Annotated in this window: 16 protein-coding genes; 7 read left to right on the top strand and 9 right to left on the bottom strand. The window is 55.2% G+C overall.

The genetic code is table 11. The features are described 5' to 3' along the window. Positions 1-55 precede the first annotated feature (55 nt). The 5 genes from L1065_RS03215 to bhcA all read right to left on the bottom strand — a co-directional run bounded on the left by L1065_RS03215 (position 56) and on the right by bhcA (position 5,500). Positions 56-1,057 carry a type I glyceraldehyde-3-phosphate dehydrogenase gene (locus L1065_RS03215; RefSeq protein ID WP_237094001.1) on the bottom strand — a complete coding sequence of 334 codons (1,002 nt, stop codon included), beginning with the start codon at positions 1,055-1,057 and terminating at the stop codon, positions 56-58. 18 nt (positions 1,058-1,075) lie between these two features. Next, positions 1,076-2,041 carry an iminosuccinate reductase BhcD gene (bhcD, locus tag L1065_RS03210; protein ID WP_237094000.1) on the bottom strand — a complete coding sequence of 322 codons (966 nt, stop codon included), beginning with the start codon at positions 2,039-2,041 and terminating at the stop codon, positions 1,076-1,078. Positions 2,042-2,102: 61 nt separating this feature from the next. Next, positions 2,103-3,266, bottom strand: coding sequence for a 3-hydroxy-D-aspartate aldolase BhcC (gene bhcC / locus L1065_RS03205; RefSeq protein ID WP_237093999.1), 1,164 nt, complete (start codon positions 3,264-3,266; stop codon positions 2,103-2,105). A gap of 99 nt (positions 3,267-3,365) precedes the next feature. Beyond that, complete coding sequence (gene bhcB, locus L1065_RS03200) at positions 3,366-4,322, bottom strand: beta-hydroxyaspartate dehydratase BhcB (protein WP_237093998.1); 957 nt, start codon at positions 4,320-4,322, stop codon at positions 3,366-3,368. An 11-nt stretch (positions 4,323-4,333) separates the two neighbouring features. After that, positions 4,334-5,500 carry an L-aspartate--glyoxylate aminotransferase BhcA gene (gene bhcA, locus L1065_RS03195; protein ID WP_237093997.1) on the bottom strand — a complete coding sequence of 389 codons (1,167 nt, stop codon included), beginning with the start codon at positions 5,498-5,500 and terminating at the stop codon, positions 4,334-4,336. Between the two features lie 164 nt (positions 5,501-5,664). On the opposite strand from bhcA, the gene bhcR reads away from it, so the two are divergent. Continuing rightward, positions 5,665-6,504 carry an HTH-type transcriptional regulator BhcR gene (gene bhcR / locus L1065_RS03190; RefSeq protein ID WP_237094530.1) on the top strand — a complete coding sequence of 280 codons (840 nt, stop codon included), beginning with the start codon at positions 5,665-5,667 and terminating at the stop codon, positions 6,502-6,504. On the opposite strand, the gene L1065_RS03185 is transcribed toward bhcR, so the two are convergent. Continuing rightward, entirely contained in the window at positions 6,501-7,334 is an 834-nt protein-coding gene (locus L1065_RS03185; protein ID WP_237093996.1) for a bifunctional allantoicase/(S)-ureidoglycine aminohydrolase, read from the bottom strand. The two genes, bhcR and L1065_RS03185, sit on opposite strands and share 4 nt — an antisense overlap. A 219-nt stretch (positions 7,335-7,553) precedes the next feature. On the opposite strand from L1065_RS03185, the gene L1065_RS03180 reads away from it, so the two are divergent. From L1065_RS03180 to L1065_RS03155, 6 genes are read left to right on the top strand one after another with little or no spacing between them, the layout of a single operon-like run. Next, the gene (locus tag L1065_RS03180; RefSeq protein ID WP_237093995.1) at positions 7,554-8,552 is read left to right on the top strand and encodes a 3-oxoacyl-ACP synthase III family protein; all 999 of its coding nucleotides are present in this window, start codon (positions 7,554-7,556) and stop codon (positions 8,550-8,552) included. A gap of 1 nt (position 8,553) precedes the next feature. Continuing rightward, a complete protein-coding gene (locus tag L1065_RS03175; RefSeq protein WP_237093994.1) occupies positions 8,554-9,555 on the top strand; it encodes an NAD(P)-dependent oxidoreductase in 1,002 nt (333 codons plus the stop codon). Then, positions 9,552-10,379 carry an MBL fold metallo-hydrolase gene (locus tag L1065_RS03170; RefSeq protein ID WP_237093993.1) on the top strand — a complete coding sequence of 276 codons (828 nt, stop codon included), beginning with the start codon at positions 9,552-9,554 and terminating at the stop codon, positions 10,377-10,379. The genes L1065_RS03175 and L1065_RS03170 overlap by 4 nt, the downstream gene beginning before the upstream one ends. After that, a complete protein-coding gene (locus L1065_RS03165) occupies positions 10,376-11,629 on the top strand; it encodes a CoF synthetase (RefSeq protein WP_237093992.1) in 1,254 nt (417 codons plus the stop codon). The genes L1065_RS03170 and L1065_RS03165 overlap by 4 nt, the downstream gene beginning before the upstream one ends. Then, positions 11,626-12,717: a GNAT family N-acetyltransferase gene (locus L1065_RS03160; protein WP_237093991.1), complete on the top strand. Its 1,092-nt coding sequence runs from the start codon at positions 11,626-11,628 to the stop codon at positions 12,715-12,717. The genes L1065_RS03165 and L1065_RS03160 overlap by 4 nt, the downstream gene beginning before the upstream one ends. After that, on the top strand, positions 12,714-13,706 hold the full coding sequence (locus tag L1065_RS03155; RefSeq protein ID WP_237093990.1) for a Rieske 2Fe-2S domain-containing protein: 993 nt from the start codon (positions 12,714-12,716) through the stop codon (positions 13,704-13,706). Before L1065_RS03160 ends, L1065_RS03155 begins: the two co-directional genes overlap by 4 nt. Here the strand turns inward: L1065_RS03155 and L1065_RS03150 are convergent. Genes L1065_RS03150 through L1065_RS03140 form a run of 3 tightly spaced genes read right to left on the bottom strand, consistent with a single transcriptional unit; the run spans position 13,701 to position 16,389 of the window. After that, positions 13,701-14,855 (bottom strand): ATP-grasp domain-containing protein, encoded by a 1,155-nt coding sequence (locus L1065_RS03150; protein ID WP_237093989.1) that lies wholly within the window; start codon positions 14,853-14,855, stop codon positions 13,701-13,703. The two genes, L1065_RS03155 and L1065_RS03150, sit on opposite strands and share 6 nt — an antisense overlap. Continuing rightward, positions 14,855-15,640, bottom strand: coding sequence for a metal ABC transporter permease (locus L1065_RS03145; protein ID WP_237093988.1), 786 nt, complete (start codon positions 15,638-15,640; stop codon positions 14,855-14,857). The genes L1065_RS03150 and L1065_RS03145 overlap by 1 nt, the downstream gene beginning before the upstream one ends. After that, positions 15,640-16,389 carry a metal ABC transporter ATP-binding protein gene (locus L1065_RS03140; RefSeq protein WP_237093987.1) on the bottom strand — a complete coding sequence of 250 codons (750 nt, stop codon included), beginning with the start codon at positions 16,387-16,389 and terminating at the stop codon, positions 15,640-15,642. Before L1065_RS03140 ends, L1065_RS03145 begins: the two co-directional genes overlap by 1 nt.

The raw sequence follows: 16,389 nt of genomic DNA, 5'->3' as shown, positions 1-16,389 counted from the left end.
TAAAAAAAGCCCCCGTCATGATGCGGGGGCTTTTTCATTTTTGGATCGCAACGGCTTAGGAAAGCGTGCGTGCCGCGATCTTGCGGGCCATATCTACCATACGTGCCGAAAAGCCCCATTCGTTGTCGTACCACCCGAATAAACGAAGTTGGGTCTCACCAATCATTTGCAGCTCAGGCAGAGCGATCACCAAGGATTCCGGCCTGCCGCGCATGTCAGACGACACACAGGGATCATCTGTTTTTCCGATGATATGTCCATCGGCGCAGATATTCCTGACTGCTTCATGCACCTCATCTTTGGGTGTGCGCTGCAGCTGCACCACCGCATCGATGGCTGAAACAGACAGACTTGGGACACGCACCGCGGCAACGCTAAGCCGCCCGCTCATTTGCGGGCAGACCTGTGTGATCTGGGTGGCTGCGCTGGTCGTGGTCGGGATCATCGAATTTGCTGCGGCACGGCTTCGTTCAAGCGATGGGCCAGGCACGTCCACGGTGGGCTGACTGCCTGTGTAGCAGTGGATTGTGGTGATATGCGCACGATTGATGCCAAGGCTTTGGTCCAGCCGGCACAGCAAAGGGGCAATCGCGTTCGTCGTACACGATGAATTGGATACGATGCGCGCATTTGCCAGCTCGTGATCGTTGGCGCCCAAAACAGTTGTCACATCCGCGGCCTGTGAGGGGCCGGAAATCAGAACGGACCTAGCCCCCGCGATCAGACCTGCTTGGGCAACCTCGCGTGTGGTAGCGCGGCCTGTGCATTCCAAAAGAACATCAACACCCCCCAGATCAACATCACGCAAGTTTTCGTGGCGATGCAGGGGGATGGCGTGGTCACCGATCCGCAGATCGCCAGCTTCTATGCAAACGGGCAGGGGGCAGGGGCCATAGACGCTATCGTATTTGAACAAATAAGCGCAGGTCTCAATTGGCGCGATATCATTGATCGCGACCACCTTGATGTCGGAATGATGGGGCGACGTAAGCAACTGGCGCAAAACCACGCGCCCGATCCGGCCGAACCCGTTAATTGCGATGCGTAAAGGTGTCATGTCAGGTCTTGGGACAGATTAAAAATCAACCTCGATAGCGATACCCTTTTCAATCGCAAGATCAACCACAGAAGCTGCCACCGCCAAATCCTGTAGGCCCACGCCCGTTCCATCGAATAGGGTAATCTCGTCGTCGCCTGTTCGGCCAGCATGGGTGCCATTTATGACCGCTCCAAGCTGTGCCACATCACTTTCCTTGATAAGACCATCTGCAATGGCGTGCTGCGCCTCTCCGATTGAAATGGATTGTGCGACCTCATCGGTAAAGACGGTCGCCCGTGCAAGAAGCGCCGCTTCAACCTCTTGTTTGCCTTTGGTGTCTGTCCCCATGCAGGCGATGTGTGTGCCTGCGCTGACATGCGCGGCCATCAAAGACGGGGCAAAAGCAGACGTGATCGAGATAATGACATCGGCTTGTGTCATGCCTTCCAGCGCGACCGCTTCGAACGGAACGCCCGCTTCACCCGCAACTTTTTCGATATTGGGGAGCATGTCCGGGTGATAATTCCAGCCAATCACTTTTTCGAAAGTGCCCGTTTCAAGGGCTGCGCGCAATTGGAACGTAGCTTGATGGCCCGCACCGATCATACCCAAAACCTTTGCATCCTTGCGGGCCAGATGCTTGATCGAAACCGAGGACGCTGCAGCCGTGCGCAGGGCCGTCAAAAGGTTTCCGCCCACCATTGCTTTGGCTTTGCCCGTATCGGGATCAAACAAAAAGACCGTTGACTGGTGATTGATCTCGCCCCGTTTTTCAAGGTTGTGGGGCCAGTAGCCCCCCGCCTTCAGCCCCAACGTGAGCCCTGCTTTGTCAAACCCGCCTTTAAACCCGTAAAGCGCATCTTCATGGCCAATTGCCTCGCGGATTACCGGGAAATTATAGGCGTCTTGGGCCGCCATCGCCGCAAAGACTTTTTCAACCGCGTCAAAAGCAGCGTCGCGTGTCATCAGGGTCGCGATTTCGCGCTCGGGAACGATATACATTGGGGATGTCCTTGAAACAAAAAGAAACGGGGCCGCGCATCACGGCCCCGAAAAGGGCCAATCAATAGGCTTTGCCGCGTGCGCTGACAGGCCAGACGGTTTCGACTTTTCCGCCCCGCACACCAACATACCAATCATGCACGTTACATGTTGGGTCACAGTGGCCTGGCACCAACTTGAGCTTGTCATTTACCTTGAGCACAGCTTTGGTATCCATCACCACACCATGTTCATCCGAGCATTTGACGTATTCAACGTCATCGCGGCCGTAGATCGTGGGCAGGCCACTGTCCACCGATTGTGCCTTTAGCCCCGCATCCACAATTGCCTTATCGGCCTTGGCGTGTGACATCACCGTCGTCAGGATGAACAGCGCGTTTTCCCATTCGCCTTCATCGATGCGTTTGCCGTCTTTATCAAGAATACGGCCATAATCGGCATCCATGAACGCGTAGGACCCGCACTGCAATTCATTAAACACGCCGGAATTGGACTCGAAGTAGTATGACCCCGTGCCGCCGCCGCCCACGATGTCGCATTCCAGACCATTGGCTTTCAGACCTGCAATCGCGTCCTTAACCATATCAATAGCGACATGGGTTTTGCTTTCGCGTTCCGCGTAGCTGTCAAGGTGCTGCATTGCCCCTTGATACGCCTGAATACCAGCGAATTTCAGGCCTTCGGCCGCATCAATCATCTTGGCGATATTCACCACATCCTGGGTCGATGTGACACCGCAACGACCAGCGCCGCAATCAATCTCGACCAGGCATTCAATCTGGGTTCCGTGCTTCTGTGCGGCTGCCGACAGGTCAGCCACATTGGCAGGATCATCCACGCAACATAGCGTCCGTGCCCCAAGCTTTGGCATGCGCGCAAGGCGGTCAATCTTGGCGGGTTCTGTGACTTGGTTCGACACCATGACATCCTTGATGCCGCCGCGTGCAAACACCTCTGCTTCAGACACTTTCTGGCAACACACCCCACATGCACCGCCCAATTCAACCTGCATCTTGGCCACGTCTACGGATTTATGCATCTTCCCATGCACGCGGTGGCGCATGCCGTGGGCCTTTGCGTAGTCGCCCATTTTCTTGATGTTGCGTTCCAGCGCATCAAGATCCAGCACAAGCGATGGGGTTTGGATCTCACTTTCATCCATGCCTGGTTTGGCGGGGATATCAAAGCCGACTTCAAATTCTTCGAAACTTGGCTGCTTGTTCATGGGGCACTCCGTTCAATTGGTTGGGCGGCAGGGGCCGCTATTTAGCAATCCTGGTATGTTTCCTATCGGAAACTTTGGGGCGGATAAAGGGCTTTTGTGCTATTGCGGCGTCACCCATGGCAATTTATCCAGATCAACATTTCCGCCCGTGACGATCACGCCAACGCGCTTGCCTGCGAAATAGTCTTTGTTCTTCAGGATGATCGCGAGGGGCACAGCGCAGCTGGCCTCCATGACAATGCGCAAATGCTTCCACGTCAGTTTCATCGCGTCGATAATCTCTGCGTCAGAGGCTGTCTGAATATCGGTCACGTAGTTTGAAACAAAATGCCATGTGCGTTCTTTCAACGGCACCAGCAATCCGTCGGCGATGGTCTTTGGCGCGTCATCGGCAATGATGTGGCCGGCTTTGAAACTGCGATAGGCATCATCGGCTTGTTCGGGTTCGGCTGCAATGATCTGAACCTCTGGTGCAAGCGTTGACAGGGTCAGACATGTGCCTGAAATCATACCGCCGCCCCCGATCGGGGCAACCATCATGTCCAAACCGTCTGTCTGCTCCATGAACTCTTTCGAACATGTCGCTTGGCCGGCGATCACACGTGGGTCGTTATAAGGGTGTACAAAATCGCCGCCTGTTTCGGCCTGAACTTTTGCAAAGGTCTCTTCACGCGATGTGGTCGACGGCTCACATTCGGTGATCTTCCCGCCGTACCGCGCGACCGTGTCTTTCTTGGCTTGTGGCGCGGTTTTGGGCATCACAACATTGCAAGGAATGCCGCGTAGCATCGCGGCATAACTCAAGCAGGACGCATGATTGCCGGATGAATGTGTCGCCACGCCTGCTTTGGCCTGCGCATCATCCAGTCCGAACACAGCATTGGTTGCGCCGCGCACCTTAAACGCGCCAGGTGTCTGGAAATTTTCGCATTTGAAAAACAGCTCGGCGCCCGTCAATTCATTGAGGTAGCGAGAGGTCATCACAGGAGTGCGCACGATATGGGGCGCGATGCGTTCGTGTGCGTCCAGCATGTCTTGGTAGGTCGGGATATACATCAAAAAGCTCCTTACGATCCGTAACGGTAGTGATCTTGGGCGGCCGCCACGCCAGACCCCAGTTTGATGTCGAGCCCCAGATCCACCATCACCATCTCTGCAACGCCAAGGCCCGACAGCATCATTGCATCGGTCAGAGATCCCAAATGCCCGATGCGAAACACCTTGCCTGCAACCTCGCCAAGACCTACGCCAAACGCCATACCATAGGTATCCGCCGCGCGGGTGACGATATCGGTGGCGTTGAAACCGTCTGGTGTGCGAATGGCCGATACGCTGTCCGAATAAACGTCGGGCGAGTTGGCGCAAAGCTTGAGGCCCCACGCGGCAACGGCCTTGCGCACGCCTTCGGCGATGCGGGTGTGGCGGGCAAATACGTTCTCCAGTCCCTCGGTTTCAAGCATTTCAAGCGATGTTTGCATCCCGCGCAGCAGACCAACAGGTGGCGTGTAGGGATATGCGCTGGCGGCATAGCCATTCTGCATATCTTTTACGTCAAAGAACGTGCGTGGCAGCTGCGCGGTTTCGGTTGCCTTCATCGCTTTTTCAGAGAAACCAACGATGGCCAGACCAGATGGCAGCATGAAGCCCTTTTGCGATCCGGTAACCGCAACATCAACGCCCCAATCATCCATCCGAAAGTCCATTGACCCGATAGACGACACGCCATCGACAAACAGCAGCGCAGGGTGGCCCGCCGCATCCAAGGCCTTGCGGACAGCTGCGATGTCGGACTTTACGCCTGTTGCTGTCTCGTTGTGTGTGGCCAATACTGCTTTGATGTGATGGTTGGTATCAGCGCGCAACAGCTCTTCGTAGGTGTCGGCTGGCAAGCCATCGCCCCAAGGTGTTTCAACTATTTGCACGTCCAGTCCGTGGCGTTGGCACATATCGATCCAGCGATGCGAAAACATCCCGTTGCGTGCCGCAAGGATTTTATCGCCCGCACTCAGACAGTTGGACAGCGCCGTTTCCCAACCGCCTGTCCCTGTCGAAGGGAAGATGAACACTTCGGCAGTTTTTGATTTCAGCACGCGACGAACGCCGTCCAAAACAGGATGCAAGATCTCGCCAAATATAGATGAGCGATGGTCAATCGATGGCATCGAACATGCTTGCCTGATCTCCTCAGGCATGTTCGTCGGGCCTGGTATAAAGACGGGATTTTGAAAGCTCATCGTGGATTCCTTTAATATTTGACCCTTTGTAGCGGGATAAAATGAACGCGTATATTTTTTTGAAATACTATTTCATAAATGCCAGACGCAGAAAAATTAAGCATTGTCAGTAGGTTAAATTTTTCATAATATGAATGAGTTTTTTATTTTATGCGGAATTTGATATGGATGGATCAGAAAAACAAGGGTTAGCAGGCAGACGCGCCCGTGGGCGCCCGCGCGACTGGAACGACAAGACGGACCAGAACACGATTAAATCACTGGACCGCGCCATGGAGGTTTTTGAATACCTCAGTGAAGCGCAAGGTAAAGCCCTGACGACAATCGCCAGCGAAATGAAGCAGTCGCCTGCAACGCTTTACCGTGTCCTGACCACCTTGGAAGGGCGGGGTCTTGTGGAGTTCGACACCGATGACCAGACTTGGCATATCGGCTCAAAGGCCTTTGTCATCGGCGCGCGGTTTTTGCGCCGAACCTCGCTTGTAGATCGGGCGCGACCCATTTTGCGAAAACTCATGTTTGAAACGGGGGAAACGGCCAATCTGGGGGCGCAGCGCGATGGTGCTGTTTTGTTTCTTAGCCAAGTGGAAACGCATTCGAACATTCGTGCATTCTTTCCGCCGGGGTCTTTATCGCCGATGCATTCTTCTGGGATTGGTAAGGCGCTGCTGGCGGAAATGACGCCCGAGCAGTTGGCGCTCTACCTAAATGGACACAGCCTTGAAGCCTTCACGCCGCATACAATTACGTCTGCACAGACCCTGTCTGTAGACCTCGAAAAGACGCGCGCACGTGGATTTGCGATTGATGGAGAGGAAAAAAACCTGGGGATGCGTTGCATTGCGGCCCCCGTGTTTGATGTAAATTCGGAAGCCGTGGCAGGCATTTCGGTCTCGGGCCCAACCAGTCGTGTGGGCCTTGAAGACATCCCTCATTTGGCCGCAGCAGTGATGGAGGCCGCGGTCGACCTGACCCATGCAATAGGTGGCGCGGCGCCGCGTTAGCCTTTTGACAGCGGTGTCAAAGGCATGTGGCGATTGACGTCTTTGTAAAGCAGGTAACGAAACTTGCCCGGACCGCCCGCATAACAGGCTTGCGGGCAAAAAGCGCGTAGCCACATATAGTCGCCAGCCTCCACTTCGACCCAATCGTTGTTCAACCTGTAAACGGCTTTGCCTTCCAAAACATAGAGGCCGTGTTCCATCACATGGGTTTCCAAAAACGGGATAACCGCCCCGGGTTCAAAAGTGACAATCGTGACATGCATGTCGTGACGCAGGTCAGCCGGATCTACAAACCGCGTTGTCGCCCATTTGCCATTCGTATCGGGCATGACAGTTGGTGCGATATCCTTCTCGTTGGCAATAATGAGGTCAGGTGTGTCCAGCCCAGGCACGGCTTGATAGGCTTTGCGCACCCAATGAAACCGCGTGACCGCATCTGATGTATTGCGCAATGACCAATCACAGGCGGGCGGCAGATAGGCATACCCACCTTCATTTAACTGATGCGCTTGCCCATCTACGGTCAGCGTAAACCCACCCTCAACGACGAAAAGCACAGTTTGCGCACTTGCGTCTGTTTCTGGTCTGTCGGACCCGCCACCGGGCTGCACTTCCATAATGTATTGTGAAAACGTCTCGGCAAAGCCCGACATCGGGCGTGCGATCACCCAAAGTCGCGTATCTTCCCAAAATGGCAGGAAGCTGGTCACAATATCGCGCATCGTTCCTTTGGGAATAACGGCATAGGCATCGGTAAAAATGGCCCGATCTGTCAAAAGCTGATTTTGCGGAGGATGCCCGCCTTTGGGGGCGTAATATGAAGCCGTCATATCTGGTCCAATCGACAAAAGAATGTGCTCTTACAATGGCTTTCCCGCGTCCCTATCGGAAGAGTGAAAGCGTAGAAAAGTCTTATTGGGTTATTTTGATAATCAAGACGAAATGGATGCTGAAAGGCAAACAGGGCGATCCAGGCCAATGTTCAAGGTCTGGCTTTCCATACCCGACCTTTGCTTGTGGCGACGCGACGCACAGCTTAGCTTTACCCTATGAAAACCATGAATGTGACCTTCGCAGGATCTGGTCGTGCGTTGCCAAAGCTTTGCGTAACGGCTGATGCATTGGATGCCCGCGCAGGCCTTGAAATCGGATATTTGGCGAACAAAACGGGCGTTACCAGCCGGTATTATTGCCAAGAGGAAACGCAAGTTGATCTGGCAGTCGTGGCGGCGCAGCGTGCGTTGCACGATGCCCAAATCGGGGCGGATCAGATTGATTTGGTGCTTTTTGGCGCAAGTGTTGCGTTCCACAGCATTCCTGCGACCGCCCCCCTTATCATGCAACGCCTTGGCATGGATGATGCAGCTGCGGCAGCATTTGATATCAACAGCACATGCCTGAGTTTTCTGACGGCACTTGAAACGGCTGCGCTGCGTATCTCGTCAGGACTTTCGAAAACCGCCCTTGTGATTTCAGCAGAGCACGCCAGTCGCGCCTTATCGTGGGACGATGCGCCAGAAACAGCTGCCCTGTTCGGTGATGGTGCCGCGGCGGTAGTCCTTCGGCCAACCCAAGGCGCAGGCGGTATCAAAGCAAGCCTGATGAAAACCTTTCCATCAGGATATTCTGCTTCAACCCTTCGATCGGGCGGGACCGCCGTTTCACACACCACAGACCCCCTTGCTTTTGAAGCAGGCAGTCAGTTCGCAATGAACGGCAAAGTCCTTTTTCAACTGACCACACGCCATTTCAACGACTTTTTTGACCAGCTTTTGCAGCAGTCAGGGTGGGCGCGCGATGATATCTCTTTGGTTGTTCCCCACCAAGCGAGCCCTTTGGCGCTGCAACACATGGTGCGCCAGCTTGGTTTGAAGTCTTCGCGCGTGATCAATATTGCAGCAGAGGTTGGCAATCAGGTGGCCGCATCACTTCCCTTTGCTTGGGATGTTGCGCGTCAACAGGGGCGCGTTTCGTCTGGCGATAAGGTGTTGTTTTTGGGAACAGCGGCAGGCGTTTCGTTTGGTGGCTTGGCGATGGAGATGCCCTGATATGTCTCGGGTTCTTGTTACAGGTGCGACGGGTTTTTTAGGCGGTGCTTGCCTGCGCAAATTGCGCGCGCGCGGCTATGATGTTGTTGCGACCGGTCGAAACCCCAAGCTGTGCGCCGCGCTAAAGGTGGAAGGAATTACGACGATATGTGCCGATCTGGGGGACGCAAAACCTCAGGAATTGGCAGCAGCGCTTGGTGCAGAAAGGATCACTGCCGTGCTTCATTGTGCCGGGCTTTCGGCCCCGTTTGGGCGTCTTTCGGCATTTATGACATCGAATGTCAGCGCAACCCGAACATTGCTGGCCGCGTCCAAAGCCGTTGGTGTCGGGCGATTTGTCTATGTGTCCAGCCCTACGGTCGGTTTTGCCTTTCGCGATTGCCTGAACCAGTCCGAAGACATGCCACGCCCAAGACCTGTGAATTACTATGCAAAGACCAAGGCAATCGCTGAAAATCTCGTGTTGGATGCGGCCGATGTCGGCCCAGTGGTTTTGCGTCCCAGAGGCCTTTACGGGCAGGGGGAAAGAACACTTTTGCCAAGGATGCTAAGGGCTGCGCAGGCGGGCCCATTGCCCGTTTTTCGTGACGGTGTGGCGTGCATGGATTTGACCCACATTGATGATGCTGTTGATGCCTGTGTTGCCGCTCTTGGTGCGGGGGATCAGGCGGAAGGCGAGATCATCAATGTCTCTGGCGGTGACGTGCGCGGGGTCCGCGAGATTGTGGACCGTGCCTGCGCCAAAATGGAATTTGCCCCGCGATGGCGCAAGGCACCTCTGCGGCCAGCACTTGCACTTGCGGGGCTTTTGGAGCGTGCGGCACTGTTGCGTGCGACCCCCGCCGAACCCCGCGTTACGCGGTATTCCATCGGCCTATTTGCCTATGCCCAAAGTCTGAACCTTGAAAAAGCCGCGTGTCTTTTGCAATGGCACCCACGGATTGATTTTGACGAGGGTCTCGAACGGACGTTCGCCCGATCACCATTGGAGCGTGCGCAATGACGCCGAAATTCGCAAACAGTGCATGGGTCCGAACCCGCGAGAGATTGGTTCTGCGCGGCGGGGCATGGCGACCGATTGATCTGCCTGTGCGTTACGGGATCTTCGAACACCCCAGGATCGGACTGTGCCTGATTGATACGGGCTACACCGCCGCAGCACTTGAGGGCGCAGATCGAAGCCTTGCCATGAAAGTATACGGGTGGGCCTTGAAGCCAAGGTTGATCCCCGAAGGCCAAGCCAAAGCCGTGCTGTCAGGCTTTGGCGCAAGCTGTGAGGACGTAAAAGCCGTCATCGTCACCCATTTTCATGTCGATCATATTTCGGGGCTTGGACTGTTCCCGAATGCCAAGGTCTATATGCGCAAAGATATCCATGATCGTGCGTCAAACCGCGGGACGCTGGCCAATCTAAGGCATGGCGTTTTGCCCGAATTGCTGATGGCCAACGACGCAGGGCACAGTGTTGATATCGCCGAATGCGCGCAGGTTTCCACACTCACACCATTTGCCCAAGGCCATGATCTCTTTGGCGATGGGACTGTGATTGCCATCGACTTGCCCGGGCATGCCGAGGGGCATTTTGGTGTTCTTTTCCCCAAGCTTGAGCGGCCGCTTATGTATGCTGTTGATGCGCAATGGATGCGTGCGGCGTACCAACAGGATCGCGTCCCGGGGTTTCCTGCAGCCATTGTGGCTGATGACCCGCGTGGACAGCTTCGTACGATTGCCGCACTTAAGACTTTCGAAGCCGCGGGCGGCGATATCGTTTTGTGCCACGACCCTGCCGTGACGCAGTATGATTTGGCCAGCGGTCCTGCATCATGATCAACGCGTGGGAAGCGATATCTTCTTTTGCGCTCACCAAACGCATGTCGCGGAGTGGTTTGTCCCGCACGCGGTTTGAACAGTGGCAAGCACGGGATGTTCGGAATTGGCTGACCCACAGGGTGCCGCAGGTCGGTTTTTATGACGGCACGGCCCAAGATTTATGTGATTTGCCGATCACCGATAAAGCAACAATCATGGCGCAATTCGAGGCGTTCAATACCCACCAGATCACGTCTGAACAGGTCCGCGACGCGATGGCGTGTGATTGTCAAATCGGCGCGTTGACTGTTGGGGCTAGTTCGGGGACCAGCGGTCACAAAGGCTATTTTGTCGTAAGTGATGCAGAACGGTATCGCTGGCTTGGCACGATTTTGGCCAAAACCATCGGGGATATGCTTTGGCAAAAACAGCGTGTGGCGTTGCTGTTGCCATCGGTCACCACATTGTATTCTGCAGCGGAGCAAACCCGTCGCATCAATCTGTCTGCATTTGATCTGACCCGTGATCCAGAGGAATGGGGCAGGGGTTTGGTGGCATTCAATCCAACGGTCATCGTCGCACCACCCAAAATTCTGCGTTTGCTTGCTGACATGAAAACGCCCGTCCGACCAGTGCGTATCTTTGCAGGAAGCGAAACCCTTGACCCGATTGATCGCCCTGTAATCGAAGGTTATTTCGGAATGCCCTTGCGCCAGATTTATATGGCAAGCGAAGGCTTGCTCGGCGTGACCTGTGCGCATGGTGCACTGCATCTGGCCGAGGATTCAGTTGCCTTTGAATTTGAGCCTGTGACGGAAAATCTGGTCACACCATTGATCAGTAGCTTTCGTCGCGACACGCAAATCCTCGCCCGCTACCGCATGAACGATCTACTACGCCTATCAGATTCACCATGTGTGTGTGGCTCGCCCCTTCAGGTCGCGGCCGAAGTGATTGGCCGTGTCGATGACATCTTCTGCTTAAAGACACCAAACGGCGAACGGTTTATCCCGCCTGACCGTTTGCGCAATGCTGTCACCGATGCCGATCCTTCCATTCCTGATTATCGCTTGGTTCAAACGGCGCCGGATGAAATTGAGCTAAGTCTTCCCCCTACGGTTTCATCGGAAGCGACGCAAAAGGCCATCGCAGCACTGGACCATCTGACAGACGGCCACGCGAGGATTGATTTGAAAAGCGCAGAACTGCCATGCGACCCACTTCGTAAGTTAAGGCGCGTCGAAGTGCGTTTTAACAATTCACGATGAATGATCGGGCGAAAAACAAGCCGTTGGATGTGGCACGCTTTGTTACGATGTGCCAAGCGGCGCCCGTCACGCAATTTGTCGAAAACCTCCAAACGAAGGTCCACCAATGGACGGTGAACGATCTTGATCTGCCTGTCACTATCACTGTGAAGCCAACCTGTTATATCTGCAGCCCGTCGGTTGCCTACATTGACTATGCCAAGCACGAAACGCGCCATTTTGTGCAGCATCCGTTGCTTAGGGGCCTGCTTGCGGCGCTAATCACATGTCTTGCGTTCGTGGTGCGTCTTAGCGGTTTGGACAGGCAAGTGCAGCTGAACAACTGGCTTTTGTCCACCAATCCTGTGCCTTTTATTGATGCTCCCACGGCCCATGCGCTGCGCGACAGACACCTAAAGACATTCCCCAATCATGCGCTTGTCATACGGTCTCTTAACCAAATGGCAGATAGCCGCACGATTGAGGCGCTTTGCGATATCGGGTTTTGCTTGCTGCCCGCCCGTCAGATATACATCGGACCGCCCGAGGGCAAACTGACCAAATCGGCGCGCGAGGATCGCAGAAAACTGGCCAAAACGCAGTATGATTTAGTCGAAAATGATGCGTTTGAGGTGGGCGATTATGCCCGCGCCGCCGAGCTATATGAGATGCTCTATATCGACAAATACACAGCGCTTAATCCGCAATATACGGCGCTGTATATCCAGCAGATGCACAGATCGGGACTGATGCGCTTGATGGGACTGCGTGATAAAGATGGGCAATTGGTGGCGGTTACGGGGATGTTTCAAAACGGCAAAACGCTGACCCAACCAATCGTGGGCTACGACACCAAGCGCCCTAAAAGCGATGGGCTTTACCGTATGATAATGGCGCTGGCGCAAGACGTAGCCCATAAAGAGCACCTGTTTTTCAACATCAGCGCGGGTGCGGCCGATTTCAAACGCCGCCGCGGGGCTGTCCCAACAATCGAGTTTACAGCCGTTTATGTCGCCCACCTGCCTTTGGGGCAAAGAGTGTGCGTCTGGCTGATGTCCAAGGTGCTTTGGGGCATTGGTATTCCAGTCATGAAAAGGTTCGGCTTATGACGATGCCCCCCCGCCCGCATTGGCAGGCTGTTGCGCTTTCAAAAGATCTGCGACGCAAACCCCTTCGGCTTTTGTTCAATGGTGCGCCTGTGGTCCTTTTTCGCGCGGGCAGTGAAATCAAGGCGATTGAGGACCGGTGCCCGCACCGGTTTGCAAACTTGTCTGATGGCAGGGTCGTGGAGGGGCAAATTGAATGCCCCTATCACGGCTGGCGCTTCGATGGGCAGGGGCAGTGCCGGGCCATACCTGGGCATCAAGGTCCGCTCCCTCGGGTGCGTATCCGTCGGTTTCACGTAGCACAAAAAGACGGCGCAATTTTTATAAGCGGCGATGGGCAGGACCACCCGCCCTTTACGTTTGCCCAATCGGGGCAAGACGTGGTTGTTCACCGTGCGCGCAGCACGACGCGATCAACCGTATTGGACACTGCAGAAAATATCCTTGATGCAACCCATACCCATTTTACACATAAGGGGCTGTTGCGCGGCCTAAGCCACAAGCGGCATCTTGTGGATGTCAAAGTGACAGGAGGGGCCGACTGGGTCCAAGCCGATTACACGGGTGAACCTGCACAGGAAGGACTGGTGAGTAAGTTGTTGGACGGGCTGCGCGTGCGCACCGTTGGCAGGTTTCGCGCGGGCGGGATCGTTGAGTTGGAGTATTGGGGGCCCAGAGGGTTGGTGCTAGCAACGACCTTTCATCTGCGGCAAGCAACCACGGACACAGTTGAAGGTATCGCTTGGCTGGTGGGGCCGCGTCAAAAGGGGTGGGGCCATATCAAGGGGTTGGCGTTCAAACCCCTTTTCAATATCGCGCTTTGGCAGGACAAACGGATTTTGGCTGCGACGTTTGACAACGCATCCCTGCAGCCTCGGCAATCGCCTGTGATCGGCCCGCTTGATTTTCTACGTCGCGACATCGCACGGATTTTGGAAGGTAAGACACCGAACGCCGCGCAAAAGCCGCAGGCGTTCCAGATAATGCTATAGGGCGGTCGTGTCGGGCCCATCCCATTCGATGTCGCGCGTGCTCGCCGTTTGCAAGGAAATGCGATGTTTCAACGCGGTGGCGGCGATTTCACAAAGCGCGCGAAATTGGCGTTTTTTGGGGGCAGGATCAGTGGGCCAATCCAGAATATCTTGTGTGTCTTGCAAAGCCGTTTTGAATTGGCCCAGGCGGCCATGCCTGATTGCATTGGGCAATCCATAGACCCAAAGCGCAAGGCGCACGCCTAACAAACCCGTTGCATCGGGGGCCACAAAAGGACCGCCATCGCAAACGGCATCGGCAAAGGGCGCTGAATCGGTAAAAAAATGCAGGCCACTGGTCGCACGTGGGTTACATTCGATGGGCCAGATCGTGCCGTCGGCCGCCTCAATCAGATCAAAGGAAATCTGCCCCGTCCAAGCGGTCTTTTGCACATATCGCGCGACAAACGCTTGGATCCGATCGCTCATCACAGGCTCAAAACAAACGCCTGCCCCAAGACCTGCCCGAAACAGCGAATGATACGCGGAAAGGGCGATTACGGTCCCGCTGCGGGCATAGGCATAAACGCTGATCTCGCGTCCTTCGATATGTTTCTGGGCGACCCACGCCGCCCTGTGGGTTGGCCTTACGTCCGCCAATTCCGCTTCAGTTGGTTTGATAAGAACCCGGCTGGCAAAACGGGACCACACGGGTTTGAAAACATATTCCGCTGCGTTCGGCACAAGATCCTGAACATCTTGGGTGGTTTGCAAAAGCTGCGTCTGAGGAACTGGAATACCGAAAGAGGACAGCTGTTCGATAAAAGCAAATTTGTTATGCGCTGTCGTCAGATGGTCTAGTGAAGGTGCATCCAGAGGGGCAGAAAGCGCGTCCTGCGCAACCAGCATGGCAAGGTAAAACACCTCTTCACAGGTCGGAATGATAAGGTCGATATCGTAGTCGTTGATCACCGCATTGATGGCATTGGCATAGGGCGTCAGCCCGTCAGCTGGCGCGGGGATTTGAACATAAGTGGCAAAGCGACATGCCGCGCCCAACGGGTGTTTGAAGCTGTCTGCAAGCACAATTTTGTAACCCGCTTGCCCCAACAGACGCGCCAGATGAAGCGCCACTGGCGCGCGTGCGCCGGTGATGAGCAAGGTTTGCATTACGCCAATCGGCGTAGTGTAGAAGTAATCACAAAGGCCAGTGCGGCCACGCAAATGATTGTCGGACCTGACGGCGTATCAAACAAAGCAGACGCCCACAGCCCGCCCCCGACTGAGGCCGCGGCAATCACGGTTGTCACAACCAACATGCCTTCTGGCGTACGCGACAGAGGCCGCGCAGCGGCTGCGGGAACAATCAATAGCGCTGCGATCAACAAGGCGCCGATCACCTTGATCGCCACAGCAACAACCAGCGAAAGCGATAGCGTCAGAAACAGCTGCTCGCGACGGGCATTTATCCCGCTTGCAATGGCAAGATCGGGGTTGAGTGTTGCGGTCAACAGCGGGTTCCAACGCCACGCGATCAAGGCAAGAACCAACGCCGCGCCAATCCACACAACCAGCAGGTCAGCGCGATCAACGGCAAGGATGTCGCCAAACAGATAGGTATCCAGATCAAACCTGACCTCTTGCAGAAATGAAACGGCCACCAATCCAAGCGCCAAAGCCGAATGGGACATTACGGCAAGCTGCGTGTCGCTTCCGTTGGTGCGTTCGGACATGCTGCCCAAGATCATCGCCATTGCGACGGCCGTGCCCAAAACGCCGAACAGAATTGCAACATCAAACGCAAGCGCCAGAGCGACCCCAAGAATGGCGGCATGTGCCGTCGCATCCCCGAAAAAGGCCATCCGCCGCCAAACCATCAAGCACCCTAGGGGCGCTGCGGCCAAAGCGATGCCAAACCCCGCAATCAAAGCGCGAACCAGAAAGTCGTCTAACATCACTCTGCAGCCTCATGGGGGTGGTCATGATCGCTTGCTTCGCCGTGGTGATGGTGATCGTGGTCATGACGATAAAGGGCCAAAGCACCATTCGTGCCCTTGCCAAATAGGGCGCGGTATTCTGGGGCCGATGCAACCACTTCGGGCGTGCCGTGGCAGCAGACATGACCGTTCAGACATATGACGCGATCTGACGCACTCATTACGACGTGCAGCTCGTGGCTGACCATGAGGACGGCGCATCCGGTGTCGCGTCGCACAACCTCGATCTGGCGGTAAAAATCGGCTGATCCTGGTTGGTCCAAGCCCGTTGTGGGTTCATCCAAAATCAGCAAATCAGGGCTGTCCAGCAGAGCGCGGGCCAAAAGCACGCGTTGAAATTGCCCGCCCGAAAGTTCTGACATCTGGCGGTTGCCCAACCCTGTGACGCCCGCCTTATCCAGCGCGGCGAGTGCCTTTGCCTTGGGCCTGCGTTTGGGCAGCGACAAAAAGCGCAGCACCGTTAACGGCAGATTGGCCCCGATACTTAACGCCTGTGGAACATATCCGATACGCAGGCCATCGGCGCGGGTGATCTTTCCCTGAACGGCAACCGCGCCCAACAAAGCACGCAGCAACGTGGTTTTGCCAGATCCATTTGGGCCGACAACCGTGACGATCTCTCCGCGATCAATAGAGAAATCCACATGGTCCAATGCCTGATGGTGCCCGAGATGCACGCTGATATTTTCGGCTTTGATCAAGCTCAT

The organism is Nereida sp. MMG025, from assembly GCF_021654165.1.
GTDB lineage: Bacteria > Pseudomonadota > Alphaproteobacteria > Rhodobacterales > Rhodobacteraceae > Nereida.
The sequence above is the reverse complement of the archived record's forward strand: the minus strand, read 5'-3'. Positions and strand labels throughout refer to the sequence as shown.

Excerpts from the sequence above, each read along its gene's own strand:
- L1065_RS03215 (WP_237094001.1), bottom strand. The coding sequence starts at position 1,057 with ATGACACCTTTACGCATCGCAATTAACGGGTTCGGCCGGATCGGGCGC.
- bhcD (WP_237094000.1), bottom strand. The coding sequence starts at position 2,041 with ATGTATATCGTTCCCGAGCGCGAAATCGCGACCCTGATGACACGCGAC.
- bhcC (WP_237093999.1), bottom strand. The coding sequence starts at position 3,266 with ATGAACAAGCAGCCAAGTTTCGAAGAATTTGAAGTCGGCTTTGATATC.
- bhcB (WP_237093998.1), bottom strand. The coding sequence starts at position 4,322 with ATGTATATCCCGACCTACCAAGACATGCTGGACGCACACGAACGCATC.
- bhcA (WP_237093997.1), bottom strand. The coding sequence starts at position 5,500 with ATGAGCTTTCAAAATCCCGTCTTTATACCAGGCCCGACGAACATGCCT.
- bhcR (WP_237094530.1), top strand. The coding sequence starts at position 5,665 with ATGGATGGATCAGAAAAACAAGGGTTAGCAGGCAGACGCGCCCGTGGG.
- L1065_RS03185 (WP_237093996.1), bottom strand. The coding sequence starts at position 7,334 with ATGACGGCTTCATATTACGCCCCCAAAGGCGGGCATCCTCCGCAAAAT.
- L1065_RS03180 (WP_237093995.1), top strand. The coding sequence starts at position 7,554 with ATGAAAACCATGAATGTGACCTTCGCAGGATCTGGTCGTGCGTTGCCA.
- L1065_RS03175 (WP_237093994.1), top strand. The coding sequence starts at position 8,554 with ATGTCTCGGGTTCTTGTTACAGGTGCGACGGGTTTTTTAGGCGGTGCT.
- L1065_RS03170 (WP_237093993.1), top strand. The coding sequence starts at position 9,552 with ATGACGCCGAAATTCGCAAACAGTGCATGGGTCCGAACCCGCGAGAGA.
- L1065_RS03165 (WP_237093992.1), top strand. The coding sequence starts at position 10,376 with ATGATCAACGCGTGGGAAGCGATATCTTCTTTTGCGCTCACCAAACGC.
- L1065_RS03160 (WP_237093991.1), top strand. The coding sequence starts at position 11,626 with ATGAATGATCGGGCGAAAAACAAGCCGTTGGATGTGGCACGCTTTGTT.
- L1065_RS03155 (WP_237093990.1), top strand. The coding sequence starts at position 12,714 with ATGACGATGCCCCCCCGCCCGCATTGGCAGGCTGTTGCGCTTTCAAAA.
- L1065_RS03150 (WP_237093989.1), bottom strand. The coding sequence starts at position 14,855 with ATGCAAACCTTGCTCATCACCGGCGCACGCGCGCCAGTGGCGCTTCAT.
- L1065_RS03145 (WP_237093988.1), bottom strand. The coding sequence starts at position 15,640 with ATGTTAGACGACTTTCTGGTTCGCGCTTTGATTGCGGGGTTTGGCATC.
- L1065_RS03140 (WP_237093987.1), bottom strand. The coding sequence starts at position 16,389 with ATGAGCTTGATCAAAGCCGAAAATATCAGCGTGCATCTCGGGCACCAT.